Origin of the sequence: Microbispora sp. CA-102843 (genome assembly GCF_050936215.1) — a bacterium.
Lineage (GTDB): Bacteria > Actinomycetota > Actinomycetes > Streptosporangiales > Streptosporangiaceae > Microbispora.
Window position 1 is genome coordinate 9,557,485 of the sequence record NZ_JBNJNF010000001.1, and the last position, 13,271, is coordinate 9,570,755.

Below are 13,271 nucleotides of genomic sequence, written 5' to 3' on the forward strand. Positions count from 1 at the left end.
GTTTACGGGATCCCGTCGGCGTGCTCGGTCAGCCACTTCTCGTTCGTGGCCTTGTCGTCGGCGGTGTAGAGGATCGGGTCCACCGGGATGACGAACGAGTCGTTCTTGGCGCCGCTCGACGCCTTGCGGGCGGCCTCGTACGCGAGCTTGCCCACGGTCTGGGCGGGGACGTCGATCTCCGCCTTGAGGATGCTGCCGTCGACCAGGGCCTTGGCGATGTCGACGGTCATGTCGCTGCCGAAGACGACGGTCTTGCCGACGCGGGAGCGCGTCGTGACGGCCTTGACGCCGGCCAGGGTGCCGCCGCCCGCCACGGCGTAGAACGCGTCGAGTTCGGGGTTGGCGGTGATGATGTTCTCGGCGACCGGGGTGGCCTTGTCGACGACCGCGCCCTCCTGGTCGGCGACGTACTGGGCGCCCGGCACCGACTCGGCCAGGCCGTCCTTGAAGCCGCGCTTGCGCTCCTTGCAGACCTCCACGAAGTCGCAGTTGAGGATCGCGATCTTCGGCTTGTCGATCTTCTGGGAGGTGAAGTACGTGCCGGCCTGCTCGCCCAGCTTCTTGCCGAAGACGTACGGGTCGGACAGGACGTAGCCCCACACGTACTTCTTGGCGTCCGCGTCGTTGATGCAGGTGTTGTAGCAGACGACCGGGATGCCGGCCTTGCTCGCCGCCGCGATCGCCGGGGTGGACGCCGTGGCGGAGACGGCCGAGGTGATGATCGCGTCCACGCTGGAGGCGACCAGGGTCGACATGTACGAGGACTCCTTGGCCGCGTCGCCCTGCGCGTTGTTGCCCAGCAGCTTGAGCTGCGAGTCCTGGGCGGCGGCGGTCTCGATGCCCTTCTTCACGCCGGCGTAGAAGCCCTGCGAGTCCAGGTAGATCACGCCGACGCGCAGCTGTTCCTTCGTGCCCGAGGCGCCGCCGGACCCGGCGGACTGACCGCAGGCGGCGAGCACGGCGCCGACGGCCAGCAAGGCGATGCAGCGCATCGCCGTGAGTCGAACTGATGCCACGAATGGCCTCCCATGAGTCTGTCTTCGGTTGGCGACGCCACCGGGTAGGGCGCGCTGCGCCACGTCCAGATGATGCGGCGGACGTAACGCGCCTGTCAATTAATTGTCATAAAAAAACACTTATCGTAGAGTGACGGCGTGAACCTCCCCGGACCTTCCACGGAGGCCGGATGCTGCGCGGTCGTGACCGGCGCCGCCTCCGGCATCGGCGCGGCTACCGCCAGACGTCTCGGCGCGACGGGCATGCCCGTCCTGCTGTGCGACATCTCCCCGGCCGGGGAGGACGTCGCCTCGGCTGTCGTCGAGGCGGGCGGCACGGCAAGATTCGTGCGCATGGACGTCAGCGACGAGAGCGCGTGGGGGGAACTCCGCCGCTTCGCCCACCGGGAGTACGGCCCGGTGCGGCACCTCGTCAGCAACGCCTACGTCGTGGACGTGAGACCCGTGCACGACCTGGGCGCGGCATCGTGGCACCGGCAGCTGGAAGTGAACCTCACCGCCTCCTACCTGGCCTTTCGCACGCTACACGAGGATCTGAAGGCCACGTCGGGGGCGGTCGTCCTCGTCTCGTCGGTGCACGCCCTCGTCGGCCTGCCCGGCCACCCGGCGTACGCCGCGACGAAGGCGGCGCTGGTGGGTCTCGGCCGCCAGCTCGCCGTGGACTACGGCCCCGACGTACGCGTCAACACCGTGCTGCCCGGGCCGATCATGTCCCCCGCGTGGGACCGTGTGGCGGAGGAGGACCGGCGTCTGAGCGTGGACGCCACGATCGCCAAGCGGTTCGGCGAGCCCGCCGAGGTCGCCGCGGCGATCGCCTTCCTGCTGTCGGACGAGGCGTCCTACATCACCGCCACCACCCTCGTCGTCGACGGCGGCTGGAGCGCGACGAAGAACTCCTCCTGAGAGGGATGACCGGAGAGCATGAGCACCTACAAAGGGCGTGGCATCCACGGCCAGGTCGTCGAGATCATCGGCCGCCGCCTCGTCACCGGGCAGTTCGCCGAGAACGGGCGCATCGACCTGGTCGAGCTGGAGGCCGAGCTGCAGGTGTCCCGCACCGTGGTGCGCGAAGCGCTGAAGGTGCTGGCCGGCAAGGGCCTGGTCGACTCGCGGCAGAAGCGGGGCACGGTGGTGCGCCCCCGCGGCGAGTGGAACCTGCTCGATCCCGACGTGATCAGCTGGGAGTTCGAGAACCGGGGCGGCGAGATGCTCGGGCAGCTCGCCGAGGTGCGGCAGATGTTCGAACCGGCCGCCGCCGCGCTGGCCGCCGACCGGCGCACCGAGGCCGACCTCGCCGAACTCGAGGCGGCCCTGGAGGACATGACCGCGGCCCGCACCCCGGCCGAGGCGGCCTCCGCCGACCTGCGTTTCCACCGCGCCGTCCTGGCCGCGACCGGCAACGAGCTCCTGGTCCGCATGGAGGTCGTCATCGAGTCCGTGCTCGCGGAACGGGACCGCATCGTCCACGACGTCGTCACCGCCGACGACCCGGTGCCGAGCCACCGGGCCCTGCTCGACGCCATCAGGGCGGGGGACGGCGAAGCCGCCAGAACCTGCGCGCTCGCGCTGCTCGACAAGTCCATGGCCGACGTCGACCGCGCGGCCCGCCTCCAGGGAGACCGGTGAAAATCACGCGCATCGAAACGTTCCTGGTGCCGCCCAGGTGGTTGTTCTGCCGGGTGGAGACCGACGAGGGACACGTCGGCTGGGGCGAGCCGGTCGTCGAGGGACGGGCCGACTCGGTCAGGGCGGCGGTCGGCGAGATCGCCGAACTGCTCGTCGGCGCCGACCCGCTGCGCATCGAGGACCACTGGCAGGTCATGACCAAGGGCGGCTTCTACCGGGGCGGGCCCGTGCTCGCCAGCGCCGTCGCCGGCCTCGACCAGGCCCTGTGGGACATCGCCGGCAAGGCGCGCGGCGTCCCCGTCCACGAACTGCTCGGCGGTCCCGTACGCGACCACGTCCGCGCGTACGCCTGGATCGGCGGCGACGAACCCGGCGAGATCAAGGAGGAGGCCCGGCGCCAGGTGGAGGCGGGCTTCACCGCGGTGAAGATGAACGCCAGCGGGCGCATGTCCCCCATCGCGGGCCCGGGCGAGATCGACGAGGTCATCGGCCGCGTCGCGGCGGCACGCGAGGTGCTCGGCCCGGGCCGCGACGTCGCGGTCGACTTCCACGGCCGGGTGTCCTACCCGAACGCCCGGCGGCTGCTGCCGCTGCTCGAACCGCTCACGCCCCTGTTCGTCGAGGAACCGGTCGTGCCGGAGTCCATGTCCCAGGTGCGCAGCCTCGTGGAGGCGTCCAACGTCCCCATCGCCCTGGGCGAGCGGCTCTACTCCCGCTGGGACTTCCTGCCGGCGTTCCAGGCGGGCGTCGCCGTGGCGCAGCCGGACCTGTCCCACGCCGGCGGCATCTCGGAGGTCCGCCGCATCGCCGCCCAGGCCGAGGTGTTCGGCGCCCTGCTCGCTCCGCACTGCCCGCTGGGACCGATCTCCCTGGCCTCCAGCCTCCAGGTGGCGTTCGCGACCCCCAACTTCCTCATCCAGGAACAGAGCATCGGCATCCACTACAACGACGGCAACGAGCTGCTGGACTACCTGGTCGATCCGTCCGTCTTCGCCTTCAGCGACGGCCGGCTCTCCCGGCCGACCGGGCCGGGTCTGGGCATCGTGGTCGACGAGGCCAGAGTGCGTGAGGCCGACAAGCGGGGCCACACGTGGCGCTCTCCGATCTGGCGTTACCCCGACCGCTCCTTCGCAGAATGGTGACCGGCGTGCAACCACACGATCTGCTCGACCTCCTCAGCGCCCGGCGGCTCCTGGCCATCGTCCGCGGCGACGACCCGGCGGCGGCGCTGCGCAGCATCGACGTCCTCGCGGAAGAGGGCGTGACCCTGATGGAGGTCTCGCTCAGCGGCGCCGACGCGCTGTCGGTCATCCGGAAGGCGGCCTCCTCCCTGGGCGCGGGCGTGCACCTCGGCGCCGGGACCGTGCTGACCGCGCGGGACGCCGTCGCGGCCCGGGACGCGGGCGCGACGTTCGTCGTCACCCCCGGTCTGGGCGAAGGAGTGGACGAGGCGCTGCGCCTCGGACTGCCCGTGCTCGCCGGGGCGATGACCCCCACCGAGGTCATCTCCGCGACCGCGCGGGGCGCCGCCGCCGTCAAGCTCTTCCCCGCCTCCGCGGGAGGGGCCTCCTACCTGCGCGCGCTGCGCGACCCGTTCCCCGCCGTGCCGTTCGTGCCGGTCGGCGGGGTCGGCCTCGACAGCGTGCGCGACTATCTGCAGGCCGGCGCCGTCGCGGTCGGCCTCGGCTCGCCGCTGCTCGGCGACGCCCCGCGCGGCGGCGACCTGGACGACCTGCGCGGCAGGGTCAGGACGGCGCTCGACCTGGTGGGCGCTTCGTGAGGGCGGACGTCCTGACGATCGGCGAGGCGATGGTCACGGTCCGCTGCGCCGGACCGCTGCGCCTCGGCGGCGACTCGCGCGTGTCCATCGCCGGCGCGGAGGCCAACGTCGCGATCGCCCTGTCCCGCCTCGGGCACACCGCCCGCTGGGCGGGCGCCCTCGGGAACGACGAGCCCGGCGAGCTGGTCCTGCGCACGCTGCGGGCCGAGGGCGTCCTGACCGATCACGTCGTGCGGCGTACGGACGCCCCGACCGGCCTGCTGCTCCGGGACGTGGCGGCCGGGGGCCGGGCCCGCGTGCACTACTACCGCAGGGACTCGGCCGCCTCGACGCTGTCGTGGGACGAGGCGCGCCCCGCCGTCGACGCGGGTCAGGCGGGCCTGCACCTCACGGGCATCACGCCGGCGCTGGGACCCGCGCCGCTTGAGGCCGTCGTCGCCGCCGCCCGGCAGGCGCACCGGTCCGGGGCCTGGGTGAGCCTCGACGTCAACCACCGTTCCCTGCTGTGGACCAGGGAGGCGGCCGCGCGGGCGCTGCGCCCGCTGCTGCCGTACGTGACCGTGCTGATCGCGTCCGACGACGAGCTGGATCTCGTGGTGGACGGCGACGGCGAACGCGACCGCGTGGCGGCCCTGCTGGACGCCGGTGTGCAGGAGGTCGTGGTCAAGCGCGGCGCGGCGGGCGCGAGCTACCACGACGCGCGGACCTCGTTCGACGTCCCGGCTCGCAGGGTGCCCGTCGTGGACGTCGTCGGCGCGGGCGACGCGTTCACCGCCGGATATCTGTCCGGGCGGCTCGACGGGCTCGACGCGTACGGCCGGCTCGAACGGGCGACCCTGCTGGGCGCCGCCAGCGTGGCCTGCGCCGGGGACTGGGAGGGACTGCCCACCCGGGCGGAGCTGCCCGCACTGGCCCTGCCGGACGGGGAGACGCTGCGTTGACGTCGCCGGAGATGCTGGTCGACGCCGGTCTCGAGCTCGGCGAGGGCGCCCGCTGGCTCGGGGACCGGTGGGTCGTCGTGGACATCCTCGACGGCGCGTTGTACGAGGTCTCCCCGGGACCCGGCGCGGCGTTGACGCCGCTGCTGCGCACCGGCGGTGAACCGCTGGGCGCGGTCGCCCCGCTCCTGGACCGCCCCGGGCACTGGCTCGCGGCCGTCGGCGAGGGCGTCGCCGTCCTCCGCCCGGACGGCACGGCCCACTGGCTGGCGCGCCCCGAGGCGGGCAAGAGCGTGCGCTGCCGCATGAACGACGGGGTGGTCGATCCCGCCGGCCGGTTCTGGGCCGGCAGCATGGCCTACGACGGGACGCCCGGCGCGGGCAGCCTCTACCGGGTCGATCCCGACGGGACCGTGGTCACCGCCCTGAACGGGGTCACCGTCGCCAACGGGCCCGCGTTCTCCCCTGACGGCACGCGGCTCTATCTGGCCGACAGCGCACGCGGCGTCATCAGCGCCTACCCCCTGGACCCGCCCACCGGAGCGCTCGGCGCTCCGGAACCGCTCATCCGCCTGGACAGCGGGAGTCCGGACGGCATGACCGTGGACGACGAGGGATTCCTCTGGACGGCGGTCTGGGGCGAGTCCCGTGTCCTGCGCGTCAGCCCGTACGGCGAGGTCGACCGAGTGGTGCGCCTGCCGTGCCGGCAGCCGTCGTCCGTGGCGATCGGCGGCCGGGACGGGACACGGCTGCTGGTGACCTCCGCGCGCTACGGCCTCACCGACCCGGCGCCGGCCGACGGGGCGTTGTGGACGTGTGACGCGGGGGTGACCGCCCCACCGGCCCGCGCCGCCGTCCTGTCCCGCTATCCGGGATAGACCTCCAGCTCGCCGATCTGGGCGGCGGGCCAGCCGGTGTTGCCGGTCACGGTGATCCGCACGTACCTCGCGGAGGTCGGCGGCATCGTGATCGTCACCGTGTTACCCGATGCGGGAGTGAAGGTGTAGCCGCCCGGCCCTGCCAGCGTGGTGAACGACGACCCGTCCGTGCTCGCCTGCACCGACAACGTCTGCGTACGCGCCGCCCACGCCGCGGACGGCGGCAGCTTCAGCACCACCCGCCCGGCCGTCACCGCCGCACCGAGGTCGACCTGCATCCACTGCGGGAACGCGTTGTTCGGGCTCTCCCAGTAGCTGTTCGCGTCGCCGTCCACCGCGTTGCCACTGGTGTAGTTCTGCGTGTGCCCGCTCTCCGACGTCGCCTTACCCCGCGCCAGGTTGGTGTTCTGGGCCGCATCGGTCGTCACGGACACGCTGTTGGAGGCGGGTGAGACGTTGCCCGCCGCGTCCCGCGCCGCGACCGTGAACGTGTACGCGGTCGCCGGGCTGAGCCCGGTCACCGTGTATGTGGTGCCCTGGACGGTGTCCACGACCGTGCTCCCCCGGCGGACCTCGTAGCCGGTGACGCCGGTGTCGTCGCTCGCGGCCGACCACGACAGCGAGACGCTGGTGGAGGTCTTCGCGGTCACGGTGAGATCGCCGGGGGCCGTGGGGGCCTTCGTGTCGCGGTCCCCCACTGTGCCGTACACCTCCAGCTCGCCGATCTGGGCGGCGGGCCAGCCGGTGTTGCCGGTCACGGTGATTCGCACGTACCTCGCGGAGGCGGTCGGAACGCTGATCGTCACCGTGTTGCCGGAGGCCGGGTCGAACGTGTAGCCGCCCGGCCCTGCCAGCGTGGCGAACGACGAGCCGTTCGTGCTCGCCTGCACCGACAACGTCTGCGTACGCCTCTCCCACGCGGCGGACGGCGGCAGCTTCAGCACCACCCGCCCGACCGTCGCGGCGGCGCCGAGATCGACCTGAACCCACTGCGGGAACGCGTTGTTCGGGCTCTCCCAGTAGCTGTTCGCGTCCCCGTCCACCGCGTTGCCGGAGACGAAGCCCTGCGTGTGCCCGCTCTCCGACGTCGCCTTCCCCCGCGCCAGGTTGGTGTCGCCGCCACCGCCGACGACGGGCGGCGTCGGGCGTACGGAGGTGAGCGCGATCTGGCCCTTGAGCATCCGGCCGCCGTCCCGGGTGAGCCGCAGGTAGTAGTCCGACGAGCAGACCGTGCCGTCCTCGTCCAGCCCGAGCAGACCGGAGCCCACCGGGATCATCGAGGCGTTCTCCGCGGTCTTGGCGATCTGGTTGCCCTCGTTGAACTCGTCGAACATCGAGATGTAGATGCCCTGGGCCCCGGCGCGGATCATGTTGTAGAACTGCCGCCACATGAAGTCGCCGTGCGCCCGCTGTCGCGACTTCACGTCCCCCGGCATCACGCAGGGCTGGTAGTCGATGCCGTGGGCGTCGCAGTACGCCTGGTCGGGGACATTGAGGTCGTTGTAGAACCGGTCGGAGTCGGCGGCGTTGCCGATCCGGCCGACCATCCACGGGGAGAGCATGTTCAGGGCGTTGAACACGTTGACGAACCCCGGCCGGCAGTCGTTGACGCCCTGCCGCCAGTAGGTGGGCACCCCGCCCATCACGTAACAGCCCTGACCCTTGAACCAGTTCACCACGTCGAGGCAGGCCGCCGGGTCGGACGGGTGCTTGTCCTCGTTGAACCCGAAGCCCCAGATGCCCACGACGGGCTTCCCGTTCTGTCTGGCGTACGCCGAAGAGGCCGTCAGGGCCGACATCTTGGCCGTCCAGTCGGCCTTGATCTCGGGCTGGAAGTTCGTCCAGCCGGACACGTCGTACATGACGTAGAACTTGCGGCCGTTCGCCTCGGCCGCGGCGCGCACCTTGGCGGCCATCGCGTCACGGGTGGCGCCCTCGCCGCCGTTCGGGTTGAAGCGCTGCAGGGCGGCCGTGTCGATCTCGTTGTCCCGCATCCAGCGGAAGTGGGTGTCCACGGTCTGCTGGTCGTACGACGAGAAGAGCGTCGCGGGCTGCCCGTTGCCGAGGTTGCCGTACGCGGTCGGGTAGGCGTGGGTGAACTCCCGCATGTCGGGCCACGCCACGATGGCGGTGTTGCCGGGGGAGGGCGCCTGGGACCAGTTCTGGCTCCAGTGCCACCAGCCGTTGATGGGGGCTCCGTCGCCGGGGCACGCGAACCAGCCCTGGTAGCCGACAGTGATCTTGCCCACCACGTCGCCCGGGCCGCTCGCCGCGCTCGCGGCGGAGGTCAGCGCCGACACCAGCTGGCTGGACGACACCGCGGCGAGGGCGGATCCGGAGACGACGGACGTGATGAACGTACGACGGGAGAACGGCACGTGCACTCCTCATGCTGGGCAGCGTTCGCTGACCGCGCCGTCCTTCCGGAAGCACCGGGGACGCCAGGAGGCACGGGGCGGCCCGGGCCGTTTCCGTCCGGCGGACCGCTTGCCGTAATGGTTACCGCGCTCGACTTATTCGTGCAATAGGCCAAATTCTTGCGGCGATTTGCGCCGGGGCCCGCACGCGTTTTGCGTGCCGGTTCCGCTCGATCGCAGCCTCGACCTGGGGTGATCTCGCCGCCCGGACCTATGTCATCTGACGAGCTGGAACATCGCAGCCGGTCGGAGCCGGTCCAGGACCGCGGCGGCCCTCAGCAGGTGGGCCGGTAGTCGACCGTGGGGAAGTGGGCGGCCCACTCCGCGCGGGTGAGGTCGCGGCCGATCACCTCGCAGAGCCGCCCCACGAGCGGGCCGGGCCGGAGCTCCCAGCGGATGATCCTGCCGTCCTCTCCGCCCGAGATCAGGTCTCCGCCGGCGGTGAAAGACAGGCCCCTGATCGGAGCGGTGTGCCCGGTCAGCGTGGCCGCCGGCCTCCTGGTTTGGAGGTCCCAGACCGTGATCGTGCGATCGTCACCCGCGGACGCGAGCGAACGGCCGTCCCGGCTGAAGGCGAGGGCCTGGACCGGGGCGGTGTGGCCGGTCAGCGTGGCGTACGACGCCCAGGTCCGCGTGTCCCAGAGCTTCACGGTGCGGTCGGCGCCCGCCGTGGCGATCGACCTGCCGTCCGGGCTGAAGGCGACGTCGAGCACCGAGCCCTGCCTGGTCCTGATGGCCCGCGCCTCCCTGTCCTGGTCCAGGTCCCAGACGATCAGGTCGCCGGTGGGGCCGGTGGTGGCGAGCAGCGGATCGCGGGGGCTGAACGCCAGCGCCGAGACGAGGTATCCGCCCGGGAACGGCACCTCGACCGGCTTTCCCGGATCGCGTACGTCCCAGCGGAACCGGCCGAGCGCGGTGGCGACGAGAAAGCGCCCGCGCGGATCGAAACCGACGTCGGTGGACGCGCCGAGCCCCTGGTAGGCGGCCGTGCCGAGCCTCCGTCCGCTGCCGACGTCCCAGACGGTGAGCGTGTGGCTGCGGGTGACGGTCGCGAGCAGGCGGCCGTCCGGGCTGAAGGCGACGGCCCGGACGTGATCGGGGTGGTCGCCCAATGTGGCGATCGGGTTCCCGCGCACGTCCCACAGCCGGACGGTCCTGTCGCTGCTCGCCGACGCCACGAGCCGGCCGTCCGGGCTGATCTCGATGTCGTTCACGGCCTCGTTGTGTCCGCTGAACGGAGGAACGGCGTGCTCGCGGACCACGATGGTCCGGCCCAGCCCGGCCGAGGCGAGCATCGAGCCGTCGGCGCTCAGGGCAAGGGACAGCGTCTCTGTGCGGCTTCTGTCCTGGTAGGTCTCGACCGGCTGCCGTCGCGCCACGTCCCAGATCGTGATCAGGCCGTCCTCGTCGGCGACGGCGATCCGGCCGGCCACCGGAGCGGACATGTCCCAGGTGTACGGCGCCCGCTTGGGCAGCCCCGGCAGAGAGGTCACACGGTCGTGGGCGATCCGCCAGAACCGCACGCCGTAGTGCGACGATCCCGTGGCGAGGATCCCACCGGCGGGATCGAACCCCAGCCTGTGGACGTTCACGGCGTCGAGCGCCGCGACCTTCGCCCCGGAGGCGACGTCCCACACGAGGGGCTTCTCGGTTCCGCCCGTGGTCGACACCAGGAACGCCTGGTCGGGGCTGAAGGCGAGAGCCACGACCTCCTCCCGGTGTCCCTTCAGGGTGCGCATGCTCCCGTCGCGCAGGTCCCACAGCTCGACCGCGCCCTTGCCCACCCCGACGGCGACTCTCGTCCCGTCGGGGCTCAGCGCCATCGCGTCGGTGAGCCGCTCCCGCTGCCGCTGGAACACGGGTCGGCGAGAGGCCAGGTCCCACACGACGACCACGCCCCTGGTCGATCCGAGCGCGGCGTCCCTGACCACGGAGGCGAGCAGCCTGCCGTCGCGGCTGAACGCCGCCGCCCTGGCGTGGATCTCCCCCGGCCCCGTCCGGGCCAGAGGGCCGGAGAAGGTGGCGACGCGGGTGCGGGTCCGCAGGTCCCAGAGGCCGACGGCTCCGTCGGTGCCGGCCGCGGCCAGCCGCGACCCGTCCGGGCTGAACGCGAGCCCGAAGACCGCCGGCCCTTCCACGTTGAGCTCGATGCGGCGGCGCGCCGCGGCCGACACGCTCAGCAGGGCGCCCCGCGTCTCGGGCTCCGGATCGAGCCGGAACGCGGCGATCGCCAGCAGGCCGGCGAGATCGGGATCGGTGGCGAGGAGCGATCGGGCCTGCAGGGACTGCTGCCGCGACAGGGCGACCAGCTGCTGGTGACCGGCCTCCCTGCCCTGCCGTACGGCGACGCCGCCGCCGAGCAGGGCGAGCAGGAAGAGCGCGGCCATCCCGGCCAGCAGGCGTTGCAGCAACCGGGTGCGGCGCCTCGCCGCGGTGCGCTCGCTGTCCTCCAGCGCGCGGCTGTCCCGCAGGAAGGCGCTCTCGATGTCGTTGAGCTCCTGGGGGTGGTCCTCCGCCCAGGTCCCGGCCACGAGAAGCTGGGCGCCCCGATACAGGGCACCCGGGTCGCGGTCCAGCTCCCGCCACGTCTGCGCGGCGTCGGTGAGCCTCCGGTGGACGAACAGGTTCTCGCGGTCGTCGGTCAGCCAGCGGTGGAGCCGCGGCCAGGCTCGGATCAGCGCCTCGTGCGCCACGTCGACCGTCTCCTCGGCGAGGACGACGAGCCGCGCGGCGGCGAGCCGATCGAGCACGCGGGCGGTGACGCCGGGGTCGGCCACGCCGACGAGTTCCGTACGGGAGATGGGACGCCTGGTGTCCTCCGTGCCGTCTCCCAGCGCGGTCAGCCGCAGGAAGATCCTGCGGGCGGCCTGCCGCTCCGCCGGGGCGAACTCGCCGAAGACCCGTTCCGCGCTCTGCGCGATGGCCCCGCGTACGCCGCCGGCCGCCTGGTAGGCCGCCAGCGTGAGCCTCGATCCCGCGGTGTTCCGCCAGGTCTCCAGCAGCGCGTGCGAGACCAGCGGCAGGCTGCCCGGCTCCTCGGCGGCGTCGGCCAGCACCGTGGCCAGCAGGTCGGGTTCGACGGTGAGCCCCGCCCGGGCGGCGGGCCGTACGACGATCTCCTGGAGGTCGGGCGACGACACCGGTCCGACGAGCATCTGGGCCTCGCCGCCGAGCGCCTCGACCAGGGCGGGGTGCTGGGTCAGGTGGGCGAGGAAGTCGGCGCGGACGCCGAGCACGAGGACGACGCGGCGGCCGGTGTCGGATGCGCCGCCGAGTGCGACGCCGAGCAGAGCCTCGACGAACCGGCGGCGCTCTCCGTCGTCGGCGCACAGCGTGAAGATCTCCTCGAACTGGTCCACCACCAGCAGCAGGCGGGCCTCCGGCACACCGCCCAGCGCGGCGGTCAGGACACCCGGATCCCGGGCCAGGTCGTCGCGCAGCGCCACCGGGTCACCGTCTGACGCCTTCGCCACCACGTCGGCCAGCGCGTCCAGCGGGTGTTCCCCCGGCGTCATGAGCAGGCTCCGCGAGGGCACCGCCGCGCTGTGCCCACCGGAGACGCTGTGCCCGCCGGAGACACTGTGTCCACCGGAGACACCGTCCCCGCCGGAGACGGACCCCAGCAGGCCGGCGCGCAGCAGGGACGACTTGCCGCTTCCCGACGCGCCGAACACGCCGACCACGGGAAGCCGGTCGACCAGGTCGCGCAGCCGGTCGACCAGGTGGGAACGGCCGAAGAACCAGTCCGCGTCCTCCGGCTGGAACGCCATCAGACCCCGATATGGGCAGTCGTCCGTCTTCCGCTCCGCGGCCGGAGGCGGGGCCAGGGCCGGAAGGAGGTCCTCGTCGCCCCGGAGCATGGCCTCGTGCAGACGCTGGAGCACGGGGCCTGGCTCGATGCCGAGCTGAGCGTTCAGGAGGTCGCGGGTCCCACGGAAGACCTCCAGCGCCTCTGCCTGACGCCCGGACCGATACAGCGCGAGCATGAGATGCCCGTGCAGGCTCTCCCGGTAGGGATGATCCCTGATGAGGTCGGCGAGTTCCGCGGCCACCTCGACGTGCCGGCCCAGAGCGAGCTCGGCCTCCGCCAACCGCTCGTGCGCCATGAGCCGCGACTTCTCCAGCCGCAGGGCCTCGTCGGCGACGAGCGCGCAGTCGGCGAACTCCGCGAACGCAGGCCCCCGCCAGAGGTTCAGCGCCGCGCGGAGCAGGTCACGGGCCGATTCGAGGTCTCCTCGGCCCAGGGCCGCGCTTCCCTGGGCGGCGAGGCTGCGGAACCGCGCCGCGTCGAACGCGTCAGGGATGATCGCGTAGCCGCCCGGCCGTCCGGGCAGGACGTGGGCGCCGTACGCCCGCCGCAGTTGGTGGACGTAGAGGTGGATGTTGCGCCGCGCGGACGCGGGCGGCCGGTCGCCCCACACGGCGGCGATCAGCCAGTCGACGGACACCGGCTGGCCCGCCTTCGACAGCAGCGCCGCCAGCGTTAGCCGGAGTTTCGGCGCTCCGTCGACAGGGACCAGGTGACCCTCACGGGAAACGCTGAGCGACCCCAGGACGTGAAATTCCACTCAAATTCCGCCTCTGTCGGGACACCGGAGTGAAGAATCCAGGATCAT

Annotated in this window: 9 protein-coding genes; 6 read left to right on the forward strand and 3 right to left on the reverse strand. The window is 72.4% G+C overall.

The genetic code is table 11. The annotated features are described in order from the left end of the window. Positions 1 to 2 precede the first annotated feature (2 nt). Complete coding sequence (locus tag ACQEVJ_RS44630) at positions 3 to 1,016, reverse strand: substrate-binding domain-containing protein (protein ID WP_433111749.1); 1,014 nt, start codon at positions 1,014 to 1,016, stop codon at positions 3 to 5. A 138-nt stretch (positions 1,017 to 1,154) separates the two neighbouring features. Here ACQEVJ_RS44630 and ACQEVJ_RS44635 point away from each other — a divergent pair, with 138 nt between their 5' ends. The 6 genes from ACQEVJ_RS44635 to ACQEVJ_RS44660 are packed head-to-tail and all read left to right on the forward strand — an operon-like array spanning position 1,155 to position 6,238. Continuing rightward, positions 1,155 to 1,919, forward strand: a complete 765-nt coding sequence (locus ACQEVJ_RS44635) for an SDR family NAD(P)-dependent oxidoreductase (protein ID WP_433111752.1) — start codon at positions 1,155 to 1,157, stop codon at positions 1,917 to 1,919. Between the two features lie 18 nt (positions 1,920 to 1,937). After that, positions 1,938 to 2,642 (forward strand): FadR/GntR family transcriptional regulator, encoded by a 705-nt coding sequence (locus tag ACQEVJ_RS44640; RefSeq protein WP_433111755.1) that lies wholly within the window; start codon positions 1,938 to 1,940, stop codon positions 2,640 to 2,642. Beyond that, a complete protein-coding gene (gene dgoD, locus ACQEVJ_RS44645) occupies positions 2,639 to 3,784 on the forward strand; it encodes a galactonate dehydratase (protein WP_433111758.1) in 1,146 nt (381 codons plus the stop codon). Before ACQEVJ_RS44640 ends, dgoD begins: the two co-directional genes overlap by 4 nt. A 5-nt stretch (positions 3,785 to 3,789) precedes the next feature. Next, entirely contained in the window at positions 3,790 to 4,422 is a 633-nt protein-coding gene (locus ACQEVJ_RS44650; RefSeq protein ID WP_433111761.1) for a bifunctional 4-hydroxy-2-oxoglutarate aldolase/2-dehydro-3-deoxy-phosphogluconate aldolase, read from the forward strand. After that, complete coding sequence (locus tag ACQEVJ_RS44655; RefSeq protein ID WP_433111764.1) at positions 4,419 to 5,363, forward strand: sugar kinase; 945 nt, start codon at positions 4,419 to 4,421, stop codon at positions 5,361 to 5,363. Before ACQEVJ_RS44650 ends, ACQEVJ_RS44655 begins: the two co-directional genes overlap by 4 nt. After that, positions 5,360 to 6,238, forward strand: a complete 879-nt coding sequence (locus ACQEVJ_RS44660; protein ID WP_433111767.1) for an SMP-30/gluconolactonase/LRE family protein — start codon at positions 5,360 to 5,362, stop codon at positions 6,236 to 6,238. Before ACQEVJ_RS44655 ends, ACQEVJ_RS44660 begins: the two co-directional genes overlap by 4 nt. Here the strand turns inward: ACQEVJ_RS44660 and ACQEVJ_RS44665 are convergent. Then, on the reverse strand, positions 6,226 to 8,616 hold the full coding sequence (locus ACQEVJ_RS44665) for a discoidin domain-containing protein (protein WP_433111770.1): 2,391 nt from the start codon (positions 8,614 to 8,616) through the stop codon (positions 6,226 to 6,228). The two genes, ACQEVJ_RS44660 and ACQEVJ_RS44665, sit on opposite strands and share 13 nt — an antisense overlap. 314 nt (positions 8,617 to 8,930) lie before the next feature. Continuing rightward, positions 8,931 to 13,223, reverse strand: a complete 4,293-nt coding sequence (locus ACQEVJ_RS44670) for a BTAD domain-containing putative transcriptional regulator (RefSeq protein WP_433111773.1) — start codon at positions 13,221 to 13,223, stop codon at positions 8,931 to 8,933. Positions 13,224 to 13,271 lie beyond the last annotated feature (48 nt).

Excerpts from the sequence above, each read along its gene's own strand:
- ACQEVJ_RS44640 (WP_433111755.1), top strand. The coding sequence starts at position 1,938 with ATGAGCACCTACAAAGGGCGTGGCATCCACGGCCAGGTCGTCGAGATC.